This window comes from Jonquetella anthropi DSM 22815 (genome assembly GCF_000237805.1).
GTDB lineage: Bacteria > Synergistota > Synergistia > Synergistales > Dethiosulfovibrionaceae > Jonquetella > Jonquetella anthropi.
In genome coordinates this window covers 677576-702082 of the sequence record NZ_CM001376.1, presented here as the reverse complement: position 1 = coordinate 702082, position 24507 = coordinate 677576, and the positions used below count along the sequence as shown (strand labels likewise).

The window sequence follows — 24507 nt, the reverse complement described above, 5'->3', positions numbered from 1 at the left end:
CTATCATATGAAAACATTCTCCAGTCAAATTGCCGGTATAGTAACCAGTAGTATCCTCTTATCGACGAGGACGAACAAGGAGGTTTCAGAATGGCTCATCCAGCCGACGACCTGCAGGAAAGCCGCGACGCCGCAAGTTCGGTCGTTCAAGCGTTGAATGACCGCGGTCACGTGGCAATGTACGTGGAAACGGCTCAGGAAGCCCTCCGGAAAGTTCTTGAACTGATTCCCGAGACAGCATCGGTCGGTGTTCCCGGAACGCTGACCATTCGCCAGATCGGCGCAATTGAGGCGCTGCTTGCCAGGGGCAACAAAGTCATTGGCCACTGGGGAGACGCGGGAGATCTTCCCGCCGCAGAAGCGCGGTTTGAGGAGATGCGCTGCGACGTCTTCCTGACCAGCTCCAACGCGCTTCTTGAGGACGGCCGCATGGTCAACGTGGACGGCGTGGGCAACCGGCTGGCGGCGATGTGCTTTTCTCAGGGCGACCGCATCTTCGTCATCGGGCTGAACAAACTCTGCCCGAATATCCCAACGGCACTCAATCGAATCCGCGATTACGCCGGGCCGAAAAACGCTTCCCGGCTCAACAAGAGCTTGGCTGACTCGCCGGACGCGCTGAAAAAAGTAGTCGACCAGATCAGCCGCGTGACTCTCATCACCGAAAAAGCTCCCACCATGACGGGCGCTCACAAGAGCTACGTCATTTTGGTCGGCGAGCCGTTAGGGTATTAGCGTCATGGCGGCCTCGAACATTGCGCTCGTCATCGCCGGCGGCGAGCTGACCATGTCGCTTGACGGCAGTCACTACGCCGTCTCTCCTGGAGTAACCGGGGACGAACTTCTCTCTTGGATTCCCGAGCCGCTTCGCGAGGGGCTCTCTATCGTCGACTGGACAAGACAGCCGAGCAGCCACTTTACAGTCCGCCTGACCTCAGACCTTGTCACCCTGCTGAGCGGACAAATCGTCGAGGGGCGGCAGGGCGTGGTCGTGCTGGCCGGCACGGACACGCTAGACGAGATCTGCTACTTAGCCGACCTGCTGTGGGGCTACCCACAGCCGCTCATTTTTGCCGCCGGCAAGCTGCCGGACGGCAAGCTGGGCAGCGACGCCCGAGCCGTCCTCAACGAGGCGCTGCTCGCGGCAGGCTCTCAGGAGTGTTGGGGGCTGGGCCCATTGGTCTGCGCCCAAGGCGAGCTTTTCCCCGCCCGAAACCTGATGGAGTTCACCAACTGCGGACGGGCCTCCTACACCGGGCCGACCAACGAGGCCATCGGCGAAATTCTGGACGGAAAAGTCATCATTTGGCAACGGCCCCATCGGACCAAGACCCTCGACAGCTCAACGATCCCGGCACGAAACGTGGAGTTGATCTACTCGTCTCTGGGATCCGGCGAGCGCGTCATGGCGTCGCTGGCCGAAGACGCGGCAAACCTTTCCGGTCTGGTGATATCCGGCTTCGGCGGCGGCAACGTCCTGCCCGGCTGGGTCCCCTACATCAGGACGCTTCTCAAGGCGGACATCCCGGTTGTCGTCACGTCCCGCTGTCCCAACGGTCGGGTGACGACCCATTCGACCTTCGAAGGCAGCTTCTTTAAGCTCCACGAGATGGGAGCCCTCGACGGCGGAGACCTGTCGCCGCTTCGGGCGCGGATCAAGCTGGCCGTCGGCATCGGCGCCGGACTGACCGGCGAAGCGCTTCAAAACTACCTGCTTGACCGATAAAAAAGTCCCGCCGCGTTTGCGGCGGGACTTTTTTTTTACCTTTCAATCGGCGCTCTCAGGCGCTTCTGCAAAGCGCCACAGCAGAGCCGCTGGGATCGCTACTGACGCGGCGAACAGCCCCGAGGCCTGAACGGGCGTCAGGGGCTTAAAGTAGTATCCCCAGTCCAAAGGGGTCAGCCACGTCAAAAGAACCGACAAGGCGCACGACAGGACCATGGCCCCGACGACCTGCCGGCCCAGCCGGGCCTTACGCCCTACCCAGCACGCCCAGCACGGCAGGGCGATCATCGGCAGCACGACGAACAGAAGGCCGTTTCGAACTGGCAGGAGAAAATCGGACAGGCACACAAACCACGCCCACGGCAGGCAGGTCAGCCGCAGAATCCACTTTGGGCTCAGGGCCGTCTCGATCGTCTTTTGTGCCACCGACCTACGCCCCGTACGTCTTTGCCGTCTCTTCGCCCTTCAGGACGCGGAACGCCCCGTCGGCCAGAGCCTGCAGTTCATCCTCGCCGGGATAAATTTTGACCGGCGCGATGAAGCTGACCCGCGAAACGATCAGATCACAGAACTTGGCGCTGTGAGCCAGACCGCCGGTCAGGACGACCGCGTCAACCTGCCCGTTCAGTGCGACCGCTCTGGCGCCGATCTCCTTCGCCACGTTGTACGCCATGGCCTCGTAGACAGCTTGAGCCTTTTTGTCCCCCGAAGCGATACGCCGTTCCACTTCCCGGAGGTCATTGGTGTCCAAATGGGCCACCAGCCCGCCCTTGCCTGCAATCATCTTCGCGAGCTGGGCGCGGGTGTACTGGCCGCTCATCGCAAGGTCGATCAGCGGCCCTGACGGCAGACTGCCGGCGCGCTCAGGGCTGAACGGCCCTTCGCCGTCCAAGCCGTTGCTCACGTCGATGACCCGGCCGTTCTCGTGAGCGCCGACGGTGATGCCGCCGCCCATATGAGCGACGATCATCCGGCACTGGTCAAAGCGCTTCCCCATGTCGGCGGCAGCCCGGCGGCAGATAGCTTTCTGGTTGAGCGCGTGAAACACGCTGCGGCGCGGCACGTCGGGCAACCCTGTGATCCGCGCCACGTCCATCATCTCGTCGACCACGACGGGATCAACGATGTAGGCTCGGTTGCAGCCGCCCTTAGCCGCCAGGTCTTTAGCCAGCTGACCGCCCAAGTTCGCGGCGTGACGGCCGTATCGGTCCGACTTCAGGTCGTCGAGCATGGCGTCGTTCACGTCGTACGTCCCGCTGAGCATAGGACGAAGCAGGCCGCCGCGCCCCACAAACGCGTCCACGTCCGACAGGGCCACGCCGTGGTCGGCCATGATTTTTTCGATGCCCTCACGGCGGAAGTCTTTCTGGTCGGCAATCGTGGCGAACTTTCCAATCACGTCGCTGTCGAATCTGTCCGTGTGATCCCACAGCAGTTTTCCGTCCTCAAACAATCCAACTTTCGTGCTGGTCGAACCAGGATTGATAGCTAGAACTTTCATCGAACGAACGTTCCCCCTTCTGCTCGGTCATCGGCATGAACCAACCGCCTTGAGCGCCGCCTAGACAGCGGCGGCAAATCAACTCCTGCGGAACTAGTTTATGCCCGCCGTCTCCGTCTGTCCAGCCGCCGGGATTGACACGCCTGTTTCAGGCGCGGCCCGCTCGGACGTCAGCTGAAAGCGATCGCAAAAAAGGCTGTCTCCTCTGCCCTGAGGAGACAGCCTGCTATTTACTTGTTGTCCGCCAGAGTAACGGCAGCGGCGATCGAGGTGAGCTTCGTCCGCGGCGAGTCTGCGCGGCTCGTCAGGATAATCGGGGCGGCTGCGCCCAAAATCAGCCCGGCGGTCTCGTTCTTGGTGAAGTAAACGATTGCCTTGGCCATCATGTTGCCCGCCTCGATGTTCGGGACGAGCAGAATATCAGCCTTGCCAGCCACCGGCGACGTGATGCCCTTCGTCTTGGCCGACTCTTCGTTGATCGCGTTGTCGAGGGCAAACGGCCCGTCGATGATGCAGCCGGGGATCTGCCCACGGTTTCCCATCGCCGCCAGAGCCGCTGCGTCGAGCGTGGCCGGCATGTCGGGGTTCACCACTTCGACGGCCGCCAAGCACGCCACCTTCGGGCACTGGACGCCGAACGCCTTGGCCAGCTTGACCGTGTTCTTGACGATGTCGGCTTTCTGAGCCAGATCGGGGTACATGTTGAACGCTGCGTCGGAGATGAAGAGGATCCGATCGAATCCCTCGATGTGGTGGAAGTAGCAGTGAGAGATGGTGTTCTTTCCCATGCGGAGCCCAACCTCTTTGTTGAGCATGCCGCGAAGGAAGTGGTTCGTGTGAATCTGCCCCTTCATGTAAATATCCGCCTTGCCGCCGGACACTTCCTTGACGGCAGCCAATCCCATTTCCGGCTCGTTGGTCACGTTGATGATCTGATAGCTCGCCAAGTCGACGTTCGCCTGCTGGGCCGCCGCTTTGATCTTGTCCTCGTCGCCGGTCAGCACAAACGTCGCCATCCCGCACGACCGAGCCTGCTCAAGCGCCGTCAGCAACCCCGGATCGTCGGCTTTCGCCACGCTGATCCGTTTCGGCCCCTTCTCTGCGGTGATCTTTTTGGCGTGCTCAAGAAGTGCGCTCAACGACCGAATCTGTTCCATAATTGCACATGTCCCCTTTCAGATTATGTCGGCCTCCCAAGCCCAGAAGCCGCAAAATACCACAATATTTCGTCATACCGGTTAATTTTACATTATTTTCCCCGTTCAGGCCACGTCGGACGGCGTGACGCTAAAACGCTCCCGCTTGCGCTGCCCGGCGGCCGAGACGCAGATTGCTGTCATCACAGCCGCGCAGCCCAACAGGTGCGGCACGGTCGGCCACTCGCCCAAGGCGACGGCGGCGATAGCCACAGCTCCGACGATTTCCCCGGACGCCATCATGCTGGCCGTTGAGGCTGGAATAAAGATCATCGCAAACCCATACGCCGCGTAGGCGATCAGGCTGGAACACACAGCCTGAACGAGCGTGCAACTCAAGTCGACTGCAGTCAATTTCGACAGCGGCGCACAGTCAACGAAAAGACGATAAACCGCCAGCCAAAACGCCGCCGAGATGTGAACGTAAAACAGCTGCGTCAGCGAGCTGATTTTTCCCTGCCTCACCACCAAGCGGCTGAACAGGGTCTGTCCCACCATGCCGACCACGGCGGCGAATCCCCACAGCACACCGGGAAGTGAGACTGTCGTGTCGATCGTCCATTGGGGAGTGAACGCGCACAGCACCACGCCGACGATGATGAGCAGCGCGGAGTGCACGTCGCTTCGGGTAGGCCGCTCCTTGAGCAGCAGCGCGGCCGTTACCGTGACCATCATCGGGAAGGTGTAGTGAATCACCAGAGCCGTCGCCACAGGCAAGTAAACTGCCGACATGCCGAAACCGTAGTACAGCCCCACCCCAAGAAACGGGCCGAAGAGGAACAACACGGCAAAAAGTTTCAGATCTATCCGAAACAGTTCCCGTCGTTTCAGCAAAAACCACGCCGCCAGCAGAACGGACGTGAGCACGACGCGAATCAGCGTCACATTCAGGATGTCTGTTCCCCGCCGTCCGAGGTACTTTGATATTGGGCTGCTGAGAGCCCACAAAATCCCAGTCAACCCAGCGAGCAGACAGCCTTTTACCGTTTTTGACACTGCCGGTTCTCCCCTCTCAGCCGATGCCTTCTCTCACACTTACCGGCGGGCTATCGCCGCGCCTAAAGAAATTGACAGGAGTTTTGACTCCATGGAGTCAAAACGGCTCGTCATCACAACCGGGGCCTTTGCCCCCAAGATGACGCCGGCGCACGACTTCCGAGCGAGGAACATGACGGTCTTCCCCACCATGTTGCCCGGCTCAATCGAGGGAACCAGCAGGATATCCGCCTGGCCGGCGACTGGCGAATCAATCCCCTTCGTCTTGGCCGCCGCGGCGTCAACCGCGTTATCCAACGCCAACGGCCCGTCGACGAGGCAGCCTGAAATCTGCCCGCGCCGGTTCATCGCCGTCAGGGCCGCCGCGTCTCCCGTCGCCGGCATGTCCGGGTTAACGACCTCGACCGCCGCCAAGCACGCCACCTTGGGACACGCGACTCCCAACTGGTGAAAGCACTCAACAGCGTTGGCGATGATGGCCTCTTTCGCCGCCAGATCCGGGGCGATGTTCATCCCGCCGTCGGTGATTCCAATCGGCCGACCGATGCCGTCCGGCTCCACGATGGCGAGGTGGGAAAGCAGCGCTCCGCTCCGCAGTCCCCATTCTTTGTTGAGAACGGCCTTGAGCAGCGACGCCGTCTTGATCATGCCCTTCATCAGCAAGTCGGCCTCGCCGGAAGAAACCGCCGTGACCGCCAACTGGGCGGCTTGATAATCGTCTGAAGCCGGAATAAACGAGCATCCTGAAAGGTCAAGCCCCAGTTCCGCCGCCTTGCCGCGAATGCGGCCTTCGTCACCTACCAGACGGGCGTCAACAAGCCCCCGACGGTGAGCTTCAGCAATGGCTTCCAGCGCGTCGGCCTCGTAGGGACATACTGCCGCGAGCCGCCTCACGCCGCCGCGGCTCGACAGGGCATATAAATCAGTAAGGTGCGAAAAGCTCATGATTCGGTCTCCTTAATTCGATTCCCGTTTCAGCACGCTGGACCGATAGTCCCGCGCCGTTTCTAATCCCTGAAAGACCCGTAGGGCGCCGCCGCAGAGAGCAGCCATCTCGTCCTCTCCGGGATAAATCAGACACGGGGCAATCCAGCCGACCCGGCGCTCGATCGCGGCCACAAGCTCAGAGTCGTGCGATATGCCGCCGGTGAACAGAAGGGCGTCCACGTCTCCGGACAAACTGGCCGCCATCATACCCATCGAACACGCGACCTGATACGCGAACGCGTCTAAGATCAGCTGCGCCTTAGCGTCCCCGTCTGTCGCCATTTGACGGACAGCCCGAACGTCGTGAGTGCCGAGCCACGCTTTAATTCCGCTTCCGCCGGCCAGATACTTTTTCAGGGCGCTCTGGGACAGCCCGCTTTCAAAGCACAATTTGACGATCTCAATCGCCGGCAGCCGACCGGCCCGTTCGGGTGACATCGGGCCCCCGTCGTTTCCGCTGTCGAAATCGATGATGCGCCCTTTGGCGTGAGCGCAAATCGTCACGCCGCCGCCCAAGTGGGCGACGACGAAGTTCGCCTTCTGCCAGTCAAGCCCGAGATCATGAGCCGCCCGACGGACGGTCGCCTTCACGTTCAGCGCGTGGACGAGGGATACCCGCGGCGTCTGAGGCAGGCCGGAAAGGCGAGCCTCGGGACACAGCTCGTCAACCGAAACTGGGTCAATGATGTACGCCGGCTTCCCCAGCGGCTCCGCTAGGCCGTAGGCAATCCGGCCGCCGAGGCAGGACGCGTGGTCCCACGGCTTGCCGGTCTGTAGCCGAGCGACAAGAGCCTCGTCAACCCGGTACGTTCCGCCGGGAAGCGGGTCGATAATGCCGCCCCGGCCGATTGCGGCCGACAGGTCTTCGAGATGGCTCCCGTGGGAAGCGACGCAGTCTTTCACGGCCTTCAGCCGAAAGTCGTACTGGTCCGCCGCTCTGGGATACTTGCTCGTTTCAGCGGCGTCGTGAGCGATCGTCTCACTCCAAAGCGGTTTATCGTCGCAGAACCACGCGACCTTCGTGCTGGTTGAACCCGGGTTGATTGCCAGAATTTGATAGCTCACGCTCTCACTCCTTGCGGCTCATCACCGCGTCGTAGCCCAGCTTCAGCACCTTCAGGTTGTCGGCCTTAAACTTTTCAGGCGCCAAGGCTCCGACAGCCGCCTCCATTTCGTCGTAGCTGATGCCGGCGACGCCTGAAGCGACGAGGGCACCAAGAATCAGCACGTTCATGAACAGGAAACGGCCGCCCATATGTCTTTTGAGAATCTCGTAGCCCTCCATGGCGCAGACTCGTATCTGATTGTCGGCCAGCCAGCCAGCCAAAGGCGCGTTATTCCACGCCTTCGTGTCGTGCAGGTTGACGACCACCGTGCCGTCGCTGTGAAGGAACTCAAGGCTCCGGGCCGCCTCGTTCTGGTCAAACGCCAGAATGACGTCCGCGTGCCCCGGCGTCACAAGCGGCGAGCTGTAATCTCCCACTTTAAAGTGGCTGACCACGCTACCGCCTCGCTGAGCCATGCCGTGAACTTCGCTGGCCAGCACCTTCTGCCCGTTCTTCAGTGCCAGATATCCAAGGACCTTGCTGGCAAAAAGGACGCCCTGTCCGCCAGTCCCAACGATGACGTACTGCATCAGGCATCTCTCCCTTCATCACGGCGGCGGATTGCTCCGTGCGGACATACGGCGGTGCAGACGCCGCAGCTGACGCAGTACCGCTCGTCAACAGAGACTTTCTTCGTCTCGGCGCTGTACGCCAAGCCGGGGCAGTTGAACTGATTGATGCAGATCCGACACCCAATGCAGGTGTCTTTGTCTACCGTCACAGGACGCCGTTCGGGCCGAACCTTCAGCATGGTAATGCACGGGTACTTGAACACAAGAACCGTCGGCTCCTGGTGCTCCAGCGCGTAATTCCACGCCTGACGCACCTGCTCCTCGTTGCCTACCGTATCGTAAGCGTCGAGGGTCTTCACGTAGCCCACGCCCAACCCTCGGCACAGCGGCTCAAGCTCCACCTGAAGGCCAACGTCTCCCTGGCGAAGCTTTTCGCCAGTGTTCGGGCTTGCCTGTCCGCCGGTCATAGCGGTGATTCGGTTGTCCAGAATGCACAGGACGAACGCATGCCGGTTGTATACCGCGCTGACGAGCCCAGTAATGCCGCTGTGGAAGAACGTCGAGTCTCCGATCGTCGCCACAATCGGCCGGTCAATAGTTCCGTTGACTTTTTGAGCCAAATAGTGACCTGAAGCGGCGGTCACAGCTGCGCCCATGTCGATGACCGTGTCGACCGCCGCCTGACGGACTCCCAAGGTGTAGCAGCCGATATCCGACGGGTTGATCGCCTTCGGCAGCGCGTGACGAATCGAGAAGAAGCTCGACCGGTGCGGACAGCCGGGGCACAAGGTCGGCGGCCTGTCGGCCACGCCCATCAGCCGCCGGGCCTCAGCCAAACGCTCGTCCGCCTTCCCCGTTTGTTCCTCGCCGAGGGCCCGGAACAAAACGCCTTCGATAACGTCAGGCGTCAGTTCGCCCGCGCCGGGAACGTACCCGTTCCAGCGGCCCATCACGTTCCGGCGGTCCAGAAGCTGCCGCTCAATTACCGGGTAGGTCTGTTCCAACACCAGCGTTCGAGGGTGCCGGGCGATAAAGTCGTCGCAGAGCTGCCAAGGCAGAGGAACCGGCGTGCCAATTTTAAGAATGTCCACGTCGTCGCGCCCCAAGTCCTTGAGCAGGTCGGTCAGAAAGGCGAACGCCGAACCTCCGGCGATGACGCCGAGCTTGGCCTTGCCGCTTCCGCAGGGCACCTCGTAGTTGTACTTTCCAAATTCAGTCCCAAAGGCTTGACGGACCTCCTCCACCACGCGGTTGACCCGCGGATGGTTCTCCACCACCCGCGCGGGAAGGCAGACCCACCGTTTGGCGTCTTTTTGAAACTTGGCGTCGGGACGCGGCGGAACAACCATATCGCTCAGCTCGACAGCCTGCTTGGCATGGTCGATCTTCCCCGTGGGGCGAAGCATGACCGTGATGCCGAACCGCTCGGACAGGTCGAAACCGTCTTTGGCCATCTCCATCGCCTCGCTGACTGACGACGGATCAAAGCACGGGATCTTGGCGAACCATGCGTACATTCTGGAATCCTGCTCGGTCTGAGAGCTGTGCGGGCCCGGATCGTCCGACACGACAAGAAGGAACCCGCCGCGCTGAGGCATCAGGGCCGTGCTCATGAACGGGTCGGCCGCCACGTTCAGGCCGACCTGCTTCATCACGACGCAGGACCGTTTGCCCGACATGGCAGCTGTGACAGCCACCTCAAAAGCGACTTTCTCGTTGGCGCCCCATTCGACAGCCGTGTTCGTCTTTAACTGATCAGCCCAAAACGCAACCGCCGGCAGGATCTCCGAAGACGGCGTACCAGGATAGGCAGTCGCCACCTCGCACCCTGCCTCGACAATCGCTCGGGCGATCGCCTCGTTCCCCAAAAGAATTTCTCTCATTCTCTCTCCCCCCGTCACTGAAACTTCTCACTGACTGCCTCTGCTTGTCAATTGCCCCCGTTCCCCTCAAAGGGCCCGCCCAAACGGTGGAGTGCCCAAAATCTTAACGGGATCTAAAGCCCAAGCACCTGCATATCCTTGTGAATCAACGTCGCCAAACCGGCTATCTTCTCCTCGCTGATAGCGCAGATGGCAACCCGAACGCCCTTGCCAAGCGGCACGGTAAAAACGTCGGCCTTCTGCAGCTCGGCAGCCAGACGACGAGCGTCGTCATCGGTCGGCGTAGGAACGTAAATGAAGAATCCGCTCTGATAGGGGCAGGGCTTCAGACCGACCTGTTTGGCTTCGGACAAAAACGCGTTCGCCCGGCGGGCCAGAGAGCCGGCGAACTCCTCCTGTTCGCGGCGGAACCGAGCCAGCTTTTCAGGGTCTGAGGCAATTTGAAGCACCATTTCCATCGCCGGCCGGCTGCAGTTGGACCACGTCCCCCGGGCAGTCGTTCCGCTGGCGTGCTTGAACTCTTCTGCTGAGGCCTTCGTCGGGGCAATGCAGATTTCACAGCCCAACCGGTAACCGTAAATGGTGTAGCCCTTGCTCATCGAAGCGCAGACGATCGTGATCATGTTTTCCGGCAAGTTCTCAAAGCACTTGAAGAACTCCCGCGATCCGAACCCGGCGTAATCGATGTACGCCACGTCGACGACGACCACAACCCCGCCGTCCTGATGGGACTTCGCCAAGTCCTTCAGCCCAGCAACAAGGGCCTTCCAATCCGCCAGAGGAACCGAAAAACCGGTCGGGTTATGAGCCGGCGTGTTCAGCAGAAGCATCACGTTCTTCTGCTTCTTTGCCCTCTCCCGGCACGCGGCTAAGCACCCTTCAGTGTTAAAACTTTCACCGCTGCCAAGCATTGGGAAAGTCTCGAGGGAGCAGCCGTTCAGCCGCAACAGCGCGTCGTAGTTGTCCCAGTAATAATTGGTCGTCAGACAGACGTCACCCCGAGTTAAGTAGTTAGAGAACGCGTTGTGCAAAGCTCCAGCGCCGCCGGGCGTCGCAACGCCTTCGATGAAAGCATTCGGACGACAGTCCCGGAAAATGTCGTCGATCATCGCGTCTATTGCCGCAGGGATCCCGTCAATCGGCGCATAACTGGCCTTGGCCTTAAAAGGCACCTCGGCCATCGCCAGCTCAACGGCCGGCAGGGTTGCCAGAGAGCCGTCAGCGTTGAGGAACGACCCTATCGTGGCGTTGACAATGTTATCCCGTCCGACTTGGGCTGCCCGAGTAGCCGCCTGTCCGGCATAAGCGAAGATTGTGTCCGGAGCGCCCTGCGCCCTTTCCTGGTGAGCCAAAAGCGTCATTCATACCCCTCCAGTTCGTATATACGCGTTCAAGGACCGGAGTTCTTCCGGTCCTTGAACGTTACTTGACAGATGCGTTGAAAATCTTTTCGATCGCCCGGTCCAAAAGGCTGTTAAACTCGTCGTCAGACTGTCCGACCAAGAGCCCTTCCGTCAGGGCCCGAGAGAAGCTGGCGATCATCCCGTGATTCAAGGCCAAAAGCTCACATGCCTTGTCCCGGCTATATCCGCCCGACAGGGCCATGACTCGGAGGACCCGTTTGTGATTCCCTAGGTCAGCATAGAACCCAGCCTTGGTTGGCAGGGTCAGCTTCAAAATCACATTCTGCCCCTCCGCCAGCTCGTCAAGCCGACGGACGATCTGTTCCTTCAACAGTTCCTCCGCTTTGTCCTTGTGCTCCGCGTGAATGTCAACCTCCGGCTCCACGATGGGAACCAGTCCTTTAGCGATGATCTTTTCCGCCCACTGGAACTGCTGAGACACCACGTCTTCTATCCCCTTGGGGCTGGCTTCCTTCACGAGGGAGCGCATTTTGGTACCAAAAATTCCCCGCTCGACAGCCCGATCCAACAGCGAGTCAAGATCTGGGAATGGCTTCATCATCTGCACTCCGTTCTCGGCAGGGGCCAAGCCCTTGTCCACTTTGAGGAACGGCACGACGCCCTTCTTCTCCCAAAGGTACCGCGCGGTCATCAGGCCTTCGACGCTCCGCTCCATTGTCTGCTCAAACAGGATCGCCCCTAAAATGCGCTGGGACGTAAAAGCCGGACTCGTGACGATTCTGGTTCTCATGGCATGTACGAGGTCAAACATTTCCTCCTCGCTCTTCCACGATCCTTCGGCGATGCCGTAGGCTGCCAACGCCCAGGGCGTGCTGCCGCCGCTCTGGTCAAGAGCAGCCACGAATCCCTTGCCTGATCTCATATGATCCAGCTGTTTTGCGTCCATCCTTCCGACCCCTTTCAACGTAATAATCTACGCTTGTATTATACCGTTAAAAGCTCGGTTCAGACCTGCGATATTCGGCCCGTTTACAGGGCTTCACCAGTTTTTCACCGCGCAGGAGAAAAACTTTGCCGTACTTTCTCAAGTGTCGCCGGCGTCCGCCGAACGACAAAAAAGGAGCGGGAGACAACTCCCGCTCCTGACGATAGGTTAGTTATTCTGAGCTGGACGGCGTCTTGGCCGGCGATGCGGGCGCCGCGGCGCCTCGGACTCAGCTGAAGCCGGTCTTTCGCGGTCTCGGCCCGAGCCGATCAGACGAACAGCGACTTTCCTGTGCGGCTCAATCCCCACCGAATGGGTTTCCACAACGAGGCTCTCCCGCAGCGCCAGATGGACCAACCGACGCTCCCAGCTCGACATCGGCTCCAAGAAGACCGTCCGCTTGCTCTTCATAGCTTCCTGAGCCGCGTCAAGGGCTATCTGCTCCAGCTCTTTTTCCCTCTGGCGCCTGTAGCCGTCACAGTCGACTCTCACTCGGCCACCGATTCCCTGCGAACGGGACATCAGGTTCGACAAGTAGTCGACCACTTTCAGCCCTTCTCCGTGGCGCCCGATCAGGCGCTTTGAGTCGTATCCCGACAGGTTGATTTTGTCGTCGCCGAGCACAGACGCGTCAAGGTCAAAGTCCATCAGGCCGAAAAGCGTTTCCAGCCGCTTCTTCGCGGCCCTGACAGGGCAGGGATAGAGCGGACGGACCTCGGCGCGGAGCTTGCGGCCGAACAGCCCAAAAAAGCTCTTCTCCTGATCAACCACTTTAATCGTTACTTCGTCAGGGGAAACGCCCCACTGGCGGGCTGCCTCGGCGCGAATTTCATCCTCCGAGCCGCCTTCAAGAGTCAGTATCTCGTCGTTTTGAGATATCACTTCGTCGGTCATTGGCTTACCTCCTCCGCTGACAACCGCAGGGACAGCGGTCAATCGCTTTCCTTCTTCGGACGGTCCTTCAGAAGAACTGGCTTCTCCTCGTTCTCCACCTTTCGGACAACTTGAATCTGCTGAATGGCCGCCAGCAGGCTCGACGCGGCCCAGTACAGGGCGACGCCGCCGGGCAAACTCAGGCAGATAAACGCCATCAGGATGGGCATAAAAACGAGCATGGCGCCCATCTGCTGGTTTCCAGCCGAGCTCATCTTCTGCTGAAGCCACGTGAGGTAGCAGATCAAAATCACAAGGGCCAAGTTGGGCAGCCAGATCAGGACGTTCGACAGCCCTGACGGATTCTTGAAGACGTGGCTCATCAGAGCGAAGAATCCCAGTTCAGACGGGTTATTAAACGCAAAGCCGGTCGCCTGAGCCAGCTGCGTGTACACCGATCCTTCGAGCGAAATGCCGAAGAACGACGCGCCGCCAAAGGAGGACGTGCGAAGGACCTGAAACAGCAGAATAAGGATAGGCAGCTGAATCAGCAGGGGAAGGCACCCAGAAGCCGGGTTCACCTTGTTCTCCCGGTAAAGCGCCATCGTCTCCCGGCCGAGAGTTTCCCGGTCATTGGCGTACTTTTCCTGAAGGACCTTAATTCGCGGCTGAAGCTTCTGCATCTTCTGCATGCTGACCATCTGCTTCTTGTTCAGCGGGTGCAGAACAGCGCGGATGATCAGCGTCAGAATGAGGATTGCCCATCCCCATGAGCCGACCACGCTGTAAATCAACGAAAGAAAATCATATAAGGCTTTGCTGGCTGCTGCCCACACGGCATTCACCTCTCCTTAACGGTTGTCGTCCCCTCGCCCGGTTTCGGCACTGGATCATAGCCGCCGGGAGACCAAGGACCGCATCGTACAATACGCTTTAAGGCAAGCCACAGGCCCTTCAACGGGCCGTGCAACTGTATCGCCTGACGAGCGTACTCTGAACAGCTGGGGAAAAAACGACACTTTCCGCGTCCCAACAGCGGTGAAATGCCGAGCTGATAAAACCGAATGCAGCCAGACAGAACTCTTTCAAGGATTCCAGAGAGGCTCAGCCGGAACATCGGTCAACAATCCGCGGCTCAATAAAAGCCGGCGCAAATCTTGATACACCAAAGGCGCCGGCGCAGTCAATCCCGTTTCTGACAGGGAAGCGACAATCCACAGTCCCTGCCGAACCCACGGGTGAAGCCGGCGAATGGCCTCCCGCAGAAGCCGGCGGCCATGAACCCGTCCGTTGGCTTTTGCGAGCCGCTTTCCAACCGCCAGCCCCCACCGGGTCTTCCCGTCAGGGGCCTGAACATAGAGCAACCGCACCAACTGGCCGCGAAGCCGCCCCTTGGTGCGGAAGACCGTGTCAAACTCCCAGGATTTTCTGAGTCGGATCTCTTTGGGATACGAGAACGGCGTCCTTAGGTTACACTGCAAGCCGCTTGCGGCCTTTGGCCCGACGATTCGCCAAAACGGCCCGCCCGCCGACAGAGCGGCTCCGGGCCAAAAATCCCATGGACCGTTTCCGAGGCCGGTTGTGAGGCTGAAAAGTCTGTTTCATGCAAGACACCTCCAGAGGCAGAAGAGGTTCCCCCTGCCGAGATTATTAAGCTAACTGGGAAACTATAACACATCACGGTTGACCTATCAACAGGAAGGTGCCGTCTTCACCACGACTCTTTTCAAAGGAGCAGGCGGTAGAGAGTCGATGAACTTCCACTGCTGTTTCTGAGTGATCCGCGAGTCCAGAATAACGACTCGGCCGTGGTCTGTTTTCGATCGAATCAGCCGTCCCATGGCCTGACGAAGCCTCATTTTCGCCCCAGGCAACTCGACGGCGGTGAAGTACTTTCCGCCCTCAAGGGCTCGGCGCGCTTGGACTATCGGATCGTCAGGGTGCGAAAAGGGAATCCGATCGATGATGACCTGCGTCAGAGCGTCGCCCGCCACGTCTACGCCTTCCCGAAACGACGCTAGCCCGACGAGCACCTTCGCTTCCCCGTCGTTTTTCCGGAACTGGGCAAGCAGCTCGGCGCTCGGCTTGTCCCCTTGGGCGAGCACGCAATAGCCGTCGGCAGAGGCGTGACCTTTCAAATATCCAGCGACGCTTTCAAGCAGCCGCCGCGACGACAGGAGAACGAGCGTTGCCCCTTTGTTCCTGACGCAGTACCGGCGGCATACTTTCGCCACCCGCTCACCGTATTCCCGGTCCATGACACGGACCCCTAAGTCGACCACGTGCACTGACATCTGCTCCGATAAATTGAACGGCGACGGCATAATCCGAGTCTCATCAGGCCACAGTCCCGTCTCTGCAGCCCAAAAGTTGAACTTTCCGTCCACCGTCATGGTAGCCGACACGGCCACGATCTTCGGGGCGTCAGGCGTATCCAATACCTCAGAAATCATCGGCGCCCCTGTGACCGGCGAACACTTCAGGCTTTCGTGATCGTGCCAGTACGCCCACTCGGGCCATCGGGACGTATCACAGCACTGGTTCAGCCGCCGGGCCATGTCAGAAAGGCCAAGTGCCCACTGGACGGCCGGCAGATTCCCCTCGTCGTCCTCTGCGGCCGGGTGGGACAAAACGCGTTCAGCCAGCCTTGACGCGCCGCCAGTCAGCTCGCCGCCGGACGCCAGAACGCGGTCGCTGTAGGGGTTGTTCGGCGAATTTTCCGGCTGAGGAAGCTGAAGGTACAAGAAAAGCTCTTCCGCCTGAGCTCGAAGTGACGTCAAGACGTCAGCCAGCGCCTTTTCCGAATCGCCTTCGGACGTCTCCAAAAGGCTTTTGACCGCCGGCGGGACGTGGCGCAGGACGTGATCCCATTCCCCACGCCGTGACGAAACCGCCGCAACGGACCGGGCGGACGCCGACATGGCGTGAGCCTCATCGCAGACAATTAGGTCGCAGGGAATCGGAAATTCCTCGCCGTCGAGCCGGTACGCGAAATACTTGTGATAGTTTGACACCACCACGTCGCTCTCGGACGCCCGACGCATCGCCCGGCGGTAGAAGCATCGGTCCCGGCACGGACAGAGCTTTCCCAGACAGGTCTGGTGGCTTGAGACGATTCGGGCGAGGACCGGATGATTCGCCGACAGCGACAGTTCGGCCAAGTCCCCCGTCTCCGTCTCGCCGCTCCACGCGACGATTCGTTGGGACAATTGGCCGTCATCACCGTCAAACGACAGAAAGCCCTCGTCGCCAAGCGACAGGGCTTTTCGCAGACAAGCGTAGTGTCCTCTGCCCTTCAGCAGACAGCACCGCAGCTCGAGGCCAAGGGCGGCCTGCAGCGCTGGGATATCCTTATCCGCCAGCTGCTCCTGAAGCGTCACGCTGGAAGTCAGGACGAGGAGCCGCCGCCCGTACCGCTGCGCCCAAAGCATCGCCGGCACCATGACCGCGTAGGTTTTCCCCGTGCCGGTCGGAGCCTCGGCGGCAAAGACTCTTTCGTCCGAAAGAAGAAACTGGCTGATTGCGTCGGCCAGTTCGCCCTGTCCTTCCCTCACCTCAAACTCCGGCATGCCCATTGACAGCAGCCCGTCAGAGCCGAAAATATCTTCCATGCAATCACCACAATTTTTTGGTACAATAGCCCCACATTTGCGCAGAGGTTTATTGCAGATCTTCTGCTCAACGTGATAGAATGCTTTAGTCGTACGAGGAGGTGAAATCAGGTGCCTAACAAGAAATCAGCGATCAGGCGAGTTCGGACGTCAGAGCGCAACCGGCTTTACAACCGTTACTGGAAGAGCCGCTGCAAGACGGCCGTCAAGCGCGTGCTTGAGTCCGTTGCCGCTGGCGACAGCGAGCTGGCCGTCAAGCGTCTGGACGCGGCCCAGTCGGTGCTGGACAAGGCCGTTGTGAAGGGCGTTATCCACAAGAACACCGCTGCCCGCCGCAAGTCCAGACTGTCCAACAAGGTTAAAAGCCTGAACGCTTAACCTCACTCGTCAAGCAAACCGAAACACCCGACGCCGGAAACGGCGTCTTTTTTTATGCCCGCCGACAGGCGGAGAGGCCGCCCAACAGAGCGATCTCCAGCCCGTTCCACCCCTGCCCGTCGCCGGTCCTCTCGGCCATCGAAAGCCGAACCAGCTCGCCGGTTAACAGGGCTAGGACATGCGGCGGCCATCGCCGGGCCGTTTTGCAGGCAATTCGGGTTTGATAATCGGTGAGCCCCAAAGCCTTTTGGAGCCCTTCCCCAAGCCACGTGACATACCATGCAGCTCTGACCCGTTTGTGCAGGGCGCTCAGCACGATGATCAGCTCTTGACGCAGGCGGAGGCTTTCTAAGCTCTTTTTAACCCCTTCCAAGCTGGCGTCAGCGACCGCGTCCAACAGATCCAGCAAAGCCCGGCCGCCCTCGTCGCTGGACAGCTGGTTCACTTCGGCGACGCCGATCGGCGCGCCGGGGAACGCCAGTTTAAACTTGTCGAGTTCGCCGCGCAGCTCCTCTTCGTCCTCGATCCAGTCGACTAAAAGAGCCGCGGCGTCTCTGGACAGCCGGATGCCCTCTTGGCGTCCTAGCTGCACCAGCCACTCCCGGCGGCGGTCAGGCCACGTCGGAGCCGGCTCGTTCTTTACAACCCGACAGGCCGCATAGGCGGCCTTGCCAAGGAGTTTTTGAGGCGACTTTTCGTATAGGAGCAGGACGGCAACGTCGTCCTGCTCCCCTATTTTTGCCGGCCAGTCGGCGGGAAGCGGCCCAAGGCTCAGGCCGTCTTCCACGACGATGGCCCGTTTCGCGTCGAACAGGCCGCAGGCGCAGCTTTCCTCGGCGAGCTGTCCCCATGAGGATGTCTGATACCGCCGATCCAGCGAGAACCCTTCGCTAGCAAGCCGAGCCAGCTCGTCGTCCAACAGGCGCTTTTGCGCGCCGCTTGGAGCGACGATCACGACGAGCCGTGGCATTTAGCGGACGACCAAATTGACCAGCTTGCCCGGCACGACGATGGACTTGACGATTGAGACGCCTTCAAGCCGCTTCTGAACTTCCGGCGACGCCAGCACGGCGGACAGCAAGTCTTCCTTGGAAAGGCCGGCAGGCAGCTCTAGTAGCTCCCGCTTCTTTCCGTTGATCTGAACGGCTATGGGGTTTGTCGTCTCTGCCGTCAGCGACTGGTCGTGCTTCGGCCACGGCTGGTCCGCAACGCTCGGCTCGTTGCCTAAAACGGTTGACCAAAGCTCTTCCGCCAAATGCGGCGCGTACGGGGCCAGCAGCAGGGTGAACGGCTCCAGCACCTGACGCGGGCAGTCATCAGCCCGACTCACTTCGTTGATCAGCGTCATCATCTGGGCAATAGCCGTGTTGAAGTTCAGGCTCTCGGTGTCATCGCTCACCTTCTGAATCGTCTTGTGAAGCAGTTTTGCTGTCTCCGCGTCCAGAGGCCGGTCAGTCAGCGGCTTGGAAGCGTACCGGCACACTTTCTCGAGGAACCGCTGAACTCCCGCGACACCCTGGGTCGACCACGGTTTGGACATCTGAAGCGGCCCCATGAACATCTCGTACAGCCGTAGCGTATCTGCGCCGTGATCGCGAATCACGTCGTCCGGGTTGATGACGTTTTTGAGGGACTTGGACATTTTGGCAATGACCCGTTCAAGTGGCTCTCCGGTCGCCCGCTCGACAAACCGATCCGGTGCCGTTTCTTCTACTTCATCGGTGGGAACCAGCGTCTTGTTGGGCCTCTGGTAGGCGTAGGAAGTAATCATTCCCTGATTCACCAGCCGGGAGAAGGGCTCGTCGGTGTTCACAAGCCCCAGATCGAAAAACACCTTGTGCCAGAAACGGGCGTACAGCAGGTGCAGCACCGCGTGCTCGGCGCCTCCGACGTACAGATCAACCGGCATCCAGTAGTCAATAGCTTCTTTCGAGGCGAATTCCTTTTCGTTCCGCGGATCCAGATACCGAAGGTAATACCAGCACGATCCAGCCCACTGGGGCATCGTGTTGGTCTCCCGCTTGGCCGGCCCGCCGCAGCAGGGACAGGTCGTGTTCACCCACGAGGAAACGGCCGCCAAAGGCGACTCGCCTGTGCCTGTCGGGACGTACTTTTCGACTTCCGGCAGCCGCAGCGGTAGCTGATCTTCCGGCACCGGGACGATGCCGCATTTCGGGCAGTGAACCAGCGGAATCGGCTCGCCCCAGTACCGCTGGCGCGAGAAGATCCAGTCCCTCAGCTTGTAGTTGACCGCTCGGCGGCCGATGTGTTTTTCCTCCAGCCAGTCGATCATCCGCTCGATGGCCTCTGCTTTGCGGAGGCCGTTCAGGAACTCGGAGTTTATCAGCTCGCCGTCTTCTTCCAACGGCTCTTTCTGCGCGTCGCCGCCGGAAAGAACTTGGACGATCGGCAGGCCGTAAACTTTCGCAAACTCCCAGTCGCGCCGGTCGTGGGCAGGAACCGCCATGATAGCCCCGGTGCCGTACGATACCATGACGTAGTCGGCAATCCACAGGGGAATCTTCTTCCCGGTCACCGGGTTAATCGCCCAAGCGCCGGTGAAAACGCCGGTCTTTTCCTTATTCAGCTCGGTCCGCTCAAGGTCCGACTTGAGCGCGGCGCGGGCAATGTACTCTTCCACTTGCTTCCTGCATTCGTCCGTCGTCAGTTCTTTGACGAGCGGGTGCTCGGGAGCCAGAACCATGTAGGTGGCGCCGAACAGCGTGTCAGGCCGGGTCGTGTACACGGTCAGCGTCTTGTCGCTGCCATCAATCCTGAAGGTCACTTCTGCCCCAACGCTCTTGCCGATCCAGTTGCGCTGCATGGCCTTGATTGCCTCCGGCCAGTCCAGCTTGTCCACGTCCTGCAGAAGCCGCTCAGCGTACTCGGTGATCTTCAAAACCCACTGGCGCATGTTGCGCCGGACCACATGAGAGCCGCACCGCTCGCAGTGTCCTTCCTTGACCTCTTCGTTCGCCAAACCGGTCATGCATGAGGGACACCAGTTGATCGGCGTTTCTGCCTCGTAGGCCAGCCCTTTTCGGTACATTTGGAGAAACAGCCACTGGGTCCACCGATAGTACTCCGGCTGATGGGTCGCCACCTCTCGGCTCCAGTCGTAACAAAAGCCCAACGATTTAATCTGCTGCCGGAAGCGGTTAATATTCGCCTCGGTCGTCACTCTGGGGTGAGTTCCCGTTTTGATAGCGTAGTTTTCAGCCGGAAGGCCGAACGAGTCGAACCCCATCGGATGAAGGACGTTGTATCCGTTCATGCGAAGATAGCGGCAGTAAATGTCCGTCGCCGTGTAGCCCTCCGGATGACCGACGTGCAGGCCGGCTCCGGACGGGTAAGGGAACATATCCAGCACGTACCGCCGTTTCTCCGGCGGAACAGACGGATCTTCCTTCACTTGGAACGTGTTGTGCTCCTCCCAGTACTTCTGCCACTTCTTTTCGATTGCAGTGAAATCGTAGTTCATATCCCGCGTCTCTCCTCTGTCGACTTCTTCGCCTCGTCGTCCCGTTTATTTTTTCTGCTTGTTCCAGCGCCGCCAGCGGCGGCGCCCAATTCCCTCAAAACGTCCCCCAGCGTCGCCAAACGAATCAGCTCGAGCTGCCCGCATGGCGCCTCTTTTTCCCGGCTGCTGATGATCACTCGCCGAAACCCGAGCCGCTCCGCCTCCTTGAGGCGGGATCCAAGAGCCGTCACAGGGCGCAACTCTCCGGCCAACCCCACCTCGGCCAGCAGACAGCAGTCCGGCCCGATAGGGACGCCGCTCACTGCCGAAGCTAGCGCCGCGGCGACCGCCAAATCGGCCGCCGGATCCCTCACTTCTAAGCCACCGGCCACGTTGCAGTACAGGTCGCTTTTCCCTGCCGGAAGGCCGCACCGGCTCTCAAGGACGGCCAAAAGAAGTTGAAGCTTGTTTGCGCCGACGCCCATTCCCATCCGGCGCGGGTACGCGAACTCCGACTGAGCCGCAAGGGCCTGAATCTCCGCCACGAGCGGCCGGGAGCCTTCCAACAAAACCGTCATCGCGACGCCTGAAACGGTGCTGTCCGACCTGTTCCAGTACAGGTAGCTGGGATCTGAGACCTCGACCAGCCCTTCGCCGCCCATTTCAAAAATTCCGAGCTCGTCGGTACCGCCGTATCGGTTCTTGCTCGCCCTCAGAGTGCGGTACAGGGACGTCTTCTCGCCGCTGAACATGATCACCGTGTCAACCATGTGTTCCAAAAGCATCGGCCCGGCAAGACGGCCTTCTTTGGTGATGTGCCCGACAAGCACGGTCGGAACGCCCGACGTCTTGGCGAAATCCAGACACCTCTGCGCCACCGCCCGAACCTGAGTCGGCGTGCCGGGCCAGCCGTCCTCGTCCTGAGCTCTCATGGCCTGAACGCTGTCCACAACCAACAGGGCGTGATCCGAGACCAGCTGAAGCGCCTCGTCAATGACCGTGTGACAGCACACTTCCAGCCCGTCGTGTAGCACGCCGAGCCGGGCAGCCCGCAAGCCGAGCTGTCCGGCCGATTCTTCTCCTGAAACGTAGATCACTTTTGAGCCTGCCGCCGTCATCGCCCCGCAGACCTGCAGGAGAAGCGTCGACTTGCCGATTCCAGGCTGACCGCCTAAAAGCACGACCCCGCCGGGCACCCAGCCGCCGCCGAGCACCCGATCTAGTTCTCCAATCCCTGACGGCGTCCTGACCGGCGCGGGAATGTCCCGTATTGATTCGGGGGTAAGCACCCGAGGAGCGCCGCCCGCCCGGTTCTGGACGACGGTCGGCCGCTCTTCCGCCATCGTGCCCCAGCTTCCGCAGCTCGGGCACCTGCCGGAAGGGTACAAGCCGGTATATCCGCACTCGCTGCAGACGTACCGGCGAACGTCCTTTTTCGGCATGTTAGCGCTTATAGCCGATGATCTTCCTCAGCAGGTCTTTTCGGGCCACGACGTCAGCTTCCGTTTCTACCCCTTGAGGGAGGAACCCGTCAATAACACCTAAGATCCCTCGCCCCTGCTCGGACGAGCAGACGACGACCTGAAGGGGGTTTGCCGTCGCGGCGAAAATCCGGCAGACTTCCTGACAGTTCTTGACCGCCTGAAGGACGTTGATCGGATAGCCGTTTTTCAGCACGATGACGAAGCTGTGCCCGCAGCTCAGCGCCTGAGCGTTCCTCACGGCACAGGCCTTGAGCTCGTCATCGTTGCCGTCCGACCGAATCAGGCAGTCACCGGACGCCTCGCAGAAACCGATACCGAACTTGAGGTACGGCGAGGACGTGACCAGCGCCTCGTAAAGGTCTTCAACCGTTTTGATAAAGTGGCTCTGCCCGACAATCAGGTTGCCGTCTTCAGGAATTTCAAGCGACACAAGTTCCATCTTTTTGATCTCTGCCATGGGGTTGCCTCCTCACTGGCGTTAGGCCATTGTATTCACTATTCTAACCCACCGGCGCGGAATAAACAAAAAGCGCTTCTCCGCTACGAGAACGGAGAAGCGCACTTGTTTGTTCGCCCTTAATTGCTGCCGGCGCTGACTTTTTTAACTTCCTGAATCACGTCGTCGGTCAGATCCAAGCCGCCGAAGAACGTCGCCGCCTTGTCGACGACAACCGTGCACTTTTTGTTCTTGGCAACAGTCCGAATGGCCAGATTGATGTCCTTGAAAATCGGGGCCATCAGCTTCTGCTCTTCCATCGCAGCTTCCTGCTTCTTCTGCGTGAAGATCTTGACCTTCTCCTGATTGTCTTTTGCTTTCTCGATGCCGGCTTTGGCCTCGTTCTGCTTGTTGTCCATGATGGTCTTGATACGGGCCTGAGCGCTCTCGAACTTGGGGTGAGAAACGAGGATCCTCTGGGGTTCGATGACGCCGACTGTGTCAGCTGCCAACGCCGCCCCAGCCGCCAAAACTACCAACGTCGCGCAAGCAGCCAGAACTTTTGTGAGTTTCATTAAAAAACCTCCCGTGAACATTCCAGATATGAACCGATTCGGTTCGAGGGCGCGCAAACCGTCCGTTCACCGATATTGTAGGAGAATCACGCCTCTTTATCAACCACAGAAATGTCCGCAAAAATAATATATGCATATTCACCGAGCGCTAATCGGCCTAATTTTTGTTCCCTCTGTCCTTTTTCCGCGGGCAGTCAGATATAATATTTGCACCGTAGAAGTCATACGCGTTATCAACACAAATTTGACACGACACGAAAGGAAGAAAACAATGAAACTATCTCGCTTCTCCGCACTTTGTCTCGCCTCAGCCCTCGCGGCAGCCTCTGCTGCTCCGGCCGGCGCGTCGAGCCCTCTCCTTCAGGGGATCGCTGATGTAGCCAAGGACTCCGCTATCAACGCTGTCACCGATAAGGTCAGCGACGTCATCTCCGGAACAGTGGACGGAGCTCTTTCCGGCGGCTCTTCGACCCCGGACTACGAGAGAGCGCCCAAGCCGAAGAAGATCACCTCGCTGGCCAACACGAACTGGCACGGCGTTTTCCCTGCCGCTTCCGGCTCTGGCGTGGACGTGACCGTCAGCTTTGCCGGCAACGGACTGTACCGCCGAGTTGACAAGTACCTGACCGATCGGCCGTACTCGACGTTCGTCGAAATGGGCACTTGGAATGTAGCCTCCGGCAAACTGGCTGCGCTCGTGTCCTCCAGCGGCGACAAGACCTGGTTCATGCTCGACAAGAAAGGTTCGCTCGTCCTGTCTGACGAAAAAGGCGCTCCCATTACCGAGGACTCGCTGAACTACAAACTGAACTACAGCGAAGACGCAAACCTTTTCAACGATGATCGCTTCGTGGACGTGAACTCCCAGGTGACCTTCGCCGGCAAGACGCAGAACGAGAAGGACAAGAAAGAAAACGCCGTTCTGACCCTTCGCGGCGACTCGTCCTACCGGTTCAAAGAAACACTCGACGCTAAGAAGGCACAGCCCGTCTACTCGTGGGGCCGCTGGGCTCAGCTCAACCACAAGACCATCCTGCTGACCGACGCGAGCGGCGCTGCCCGGTACATCATCGCCACCGACAAGGGCTGTTCGCTTGGCTCGGGCAAATCGGAGCGGCCGTTCAACAAGTCCCTCGTCATGACTCGGACGACTGAGGCTGACCTGACCAACGTCGCGCTGGACATGGCCGGCATTTACCAGAAGAGCGCCGACGGCGAGACCATGAACGTAGCCGGCCTGACCTATGCGGTCAAAGACTCCGCCGCGGCCCAAAAGATCGCTTCCTGTTGGACCCTCAAGAAGATGACCTCTCCTGCCAAGGCGACCTTCAAAGGCCATTTTGAGACCGTCAGGTCTCAGACCGGACGTCTCCGGCTCATGTTGGTCATCGACGCGGCCTACAAACTGGCCGACCAGACGCTTTAAACCTCGTA

25 protein-coding genes are annotated in these 24507 nt (G+C 59.8%); 4 read left to right on the top strand and 21 right to left on the bottom strand.

Annotation, left to right across the window (positions count from 1 at the left end; genetic code table 11):
* Nucleotides 1–90 precede the first annotated feature (90 nt).
* Nucleotides 91–735, top strand: coding sequence for a lactate utilization protein (locus JONANDRAFT_RS03190; protein ID WP_008520902.1), 645 nt, complete (start codon nt 91–93; stop codon nt 733–735).
* Nucleotides 736–739: 4 nt separating this feature from the next.
* Nucleotides 740–1726: an asparaginase gene (locus JONANDRAFT_RS03185; RefSeq protein ID WP_008520900.1), complete on the top strand. Its 987-nt coding sequence runs from the start codon at nt 740–742 to the stop codon at nt 1724–1726.
* 42 nt (nt 1727–1768) lie between these two features.
* Here the strand turns inward: JONANDRAFT_RS03185 and JONANDRAFT_RS03180 are convergent, their stop codons facing one another.
* From JONANDRAFT_RS03180 to JONANDRAFT_RS03110, 16 genes are all read right to left on the bottom strand, one after another.
* The gene (locus JONANDRAFT_RS03180) at nt 1769–2152 is read right to left on the bottom strand and encodes a hypothetical protein (protein WP_008520898.1); all 384 of its coding nucleotides are present in this window, start codon (nt 2150–2152) and stop codon (nt 1769–1771) included.
* A 4-nt stretch (nt 2153–2156) separates the two neighbouring features.
* Nucleotides 2157–3227, bottom strand: coding sequence for a butyrate kinase (buk, locus tag JONANDRAFT_RS03175; RefSeq protein WP_008520896.1), 1071 nt, complete (start codon nt 3225–3227; stop codon nt 2157–2159).
* 230 nt (nt 3228–3457) lie between these two features.
* Nucleotides 3458–4384, bottom strand: coding sequence for a bifunctional enoyl-CoA hydratase/phosphate acetyltransferase (locus JONANDRAFT_RS03170; protein ID WP_008520894.1), 927 nt, complete (start codon nt 4382–4384; stop codon nt 3458–3460).
* A 105-nt stretch (nt 4385–4489) separates the two neighbouring features.
* A complete protein-coding gene (locus tag JONANDRAFT_RS03165; protein WP_008520892.1) occupies nt 4490–5419 on the bottom strand; it encodes a DMT family transporter in 930 nt (309 codons plus the stop codon).
* A 39-nt stretch (nt 5420–5458) separates the two neighbouring features.
* Complete coding sequence (locus JONANDRAFT_RS03160; protein ID WP_008520889.1) at nt 5459–6364, bottom strand: bifunctional enoyl-CoA hydratase/phosphate acetyltransferase; 906 nt, start codon at nt 6362–6364, stop codon at nt 5459–5461.
* Between the two features lie 12 nt (nt 6365–6376).
* Nucleotides 6377–7471, bottom strand: a complete 1095-nt coding sequence (gene buk / locus JONANDRAFT_RS03155; RefSeq protein ID WP_008520888.1) for a butyrate kinase — start codon at nt 7469–7471, stop codon at nt 6377–6379.
* Nucleotides 7472–7475: 4 nt separating this feature from the next.
* On the bottom strand, nt 7476–8042 hold the full coding sequence (locus tag JONANDRAFT_RS03150) for a 2-oxoacid:acceptor oxidoreductase family protein (RefSeq protein WP_008520886.1): 567 nt from the start codon (nt 8040–8042) through the stop codon (nt 7476–7478).
* Nucleotides 8042–9907 carry a thiamine pyrophosphate-dependent enzyme gene (locus tag JONANDRAFT_RS03145; RefSeq protein WP_008520884.1) on the bottom strand — a complete coding sequence of 622 codons (1866 nt, stop codon included), beginning with the start codon at nt 9905–9907 and terminating at the stop codon, nt 8042–8044. Before JONANDRAFT_RS03145 ends, JONANDRAFT_RS03150 begins: the two co-directional genes overlap by 1 nt.
* Before the next feature lie 113 nt (nt 9908–10020).
* On the bottom strand, nt 10021–11268 hold the full coding sequence (locus JONANDRAFT_RS03140) for a pyridoxal phosphate-dependent aminotransferase (RefSeq protein WP_008520882.1): 1248 nt from the start codon (nt 11266–11268) through the stop codon (nt 10021–10023).
* 61 nt (nt 11269–11329) lie between these two features.
* Nucleotides 11330–12217 (bottom strand): fructose bisphosphate aldolase, encoded by an 888-nt coding sequence (locus JONANDRAFT_RS03135; protein ID WP_008520879.1) that lies wholly within the window; start codon nt 12215–12217, stop codon nt 11330–11332.
* A 207-nt stretch (nt 12218–12424) separates the two neighbouring features.
* A complete protein-coding gene (locus tag JONANDRAFT_RS03130; protein WP_008520875.1) occupies nt 12425–13150 on the bottom strand; it encodes a R3H domain-containing nucleic acid-binding protein in 726 nt (241 codons plus the stop codon).
* Between the two features lie 38 nt (nt 13151–13188).
* Nucleotides 13189–13974: a YidC/Oxa1 family membrane protein insertase gene (locus tag JONANDRAFT_RS03125; RefSeq protein WP_008520874.1), complete on the bottom strand. Its 786-nt coding sequence runs from the start codon at nt 13972–13974 to the stop codon at nt 13189–13191.
* Nucleotides 13971–14246, bottom strand: a complete 276-nt coding sequence (yidD, locus tag JONANDRAFT_RS08035; protein ID WP_081465268.1) for a membrane protein insertion efficiency factor YidD — start codon at nt 14244–14246, stop codon at nt 13971–13973. Before yidD ends, JONANDRAFT_RS03125 begins: the two co-directional genes overlap by 4 nt.
* Nucleotides 14215–14610, bottom strand: coding sequence for a ribonuclease P protein component (locus tag JONANDRAFT_RS03120; protein ID WP_008520870.1), 396 nt, complete (start codon nt 14608–14610; stop codon nt 14215–14217). The genes yidD and JONANDRAFT_RS03120 overlap by 32 nt, the downstream gene beginning before the upstream one ends.
* Nucleotides 14600–14734, bottom strand: a complete 135-nt coding sequence (gene rpmH / locus JONANDRAFT_RS03115; protein ID WP_008520868.1) for a 50S ribosomal protein L34 — start codon at nt 14732–14734, stop codon at nt 14600–14602. The genes JONANDRAFT_RS03120 and rpmH overlap by 11 nt, the downstream gene beginning before the upstream one ends.
* 86 nt (nt 14735–14820) lie before the next feature.
* Nucleotides 14821–16740 carry an ATP-dependent DNA helicase gene (locus JONANDRAFT_RS03110; RefSeq protein ID WP_008522753.1) on the bottom strand — a complete coding sequence of 640 codons (1920 nt, stop codon included), beginning with the start codon at nt 16738–16740 and terminating at the stop codon, nt 14821–14823.
* A 111-nt stretch (nt 16741–16851) separates the two neighbouring features.
* On the opposite strand from JONANDRAFT_RS03110, the gene rpsT reads away from it, so the two are divergent.
* Nucleotides 16852–17118 (top strand): 30S ribosomal protein S20, encoded by a 267-nt coding sequence (rpsT, locus tag JONANDRAFT_RS03105; protein ID WP_008520864.1) that lies wholly within the window; start codon nt 16852–16854, stop codon nt 17116–17118.
* A gap of 52 nt (nt 17119–17170) precedes the next feature.
* Here rpsT and JONANDRAFT_RS03100 read toward each other — a convergent pair whose 3' ends face one another.
* From JONANDRAFT_RS03100 to JONANDRAFT_RS03080, 5 genes are all read right to left on the bottom strand, one after another.
* Complete coding sequence (locus JONANDRAFT_RS03100; protein WP_008520863.1) at nt 17171–18088, bottom strand: DNA polymerase III subunit delta; 918 nt, start codon at nt 18086–18088, stop codon at nt 17171–17173.
* The gene (gene leuS / locus JONANDRAFT_RS03095; protein WP_008522746.1) at nt 18089–20599 is read right to left on the bottom strand and encodes a leucine--tRNA ligase; all 2511 of its coding nucleotides are present in this window, start codon (nt 20597–20599) and stop codon (nt 18089–18091) included.
* Complete coding sequence (radA, locus tag JONANDRAFT_RS03090; RefSeq protein ID WP_008522744.1) at nt 20596–22020, bottom strand: DNA repair protein RadA; 1425 nt, start codon at nt 22018–22020, stop codon at nt 20596–20598. The genes leuS and radA overlap by 4 nt, the downstream gene beginning before the upstream one ends.
* Nucleotide 22021: 1 nt before the next feature.
* Entirely contained in the window at nt 22022–22519 is a 498-nt protein-coding gene (locus JONANDRAFT_RS03085) for an adenosine-specific kinase (protein WP_008520857.1), read from the bottom strand.
* Between the two features lie 119 nt (nt 22520–22638).
* A complete protein-coding gene (locus JONANDRAFT_RS03080; protein WP_008522743.1) occupies nt 22639–23073 on the bottom strand; it encodes an OmpH/Skp family outer membrane protein in 435 nt (144 codons plus the stop codon).
* 271 nt (nt 23074–23344) lie between these two features.
* On the opposite strand from JONANDRAFT_RS03080, the gene JONANDRAFT_RS03075 reads away from it, so the two are divergent.
* A complete protein-coding gene (locus JONANDRAFT_RS03075; RefSeq protein ID WP_008522742.1) occupies nt 23345–24499 on the top strand; it encodes a copper resistance protein NlpE N-terminal domain-containing protein in 1155 nt (384 codons plus the stop codon).
* Nucleotides 24500–24507: the final 8 nt, after the last annotated feature.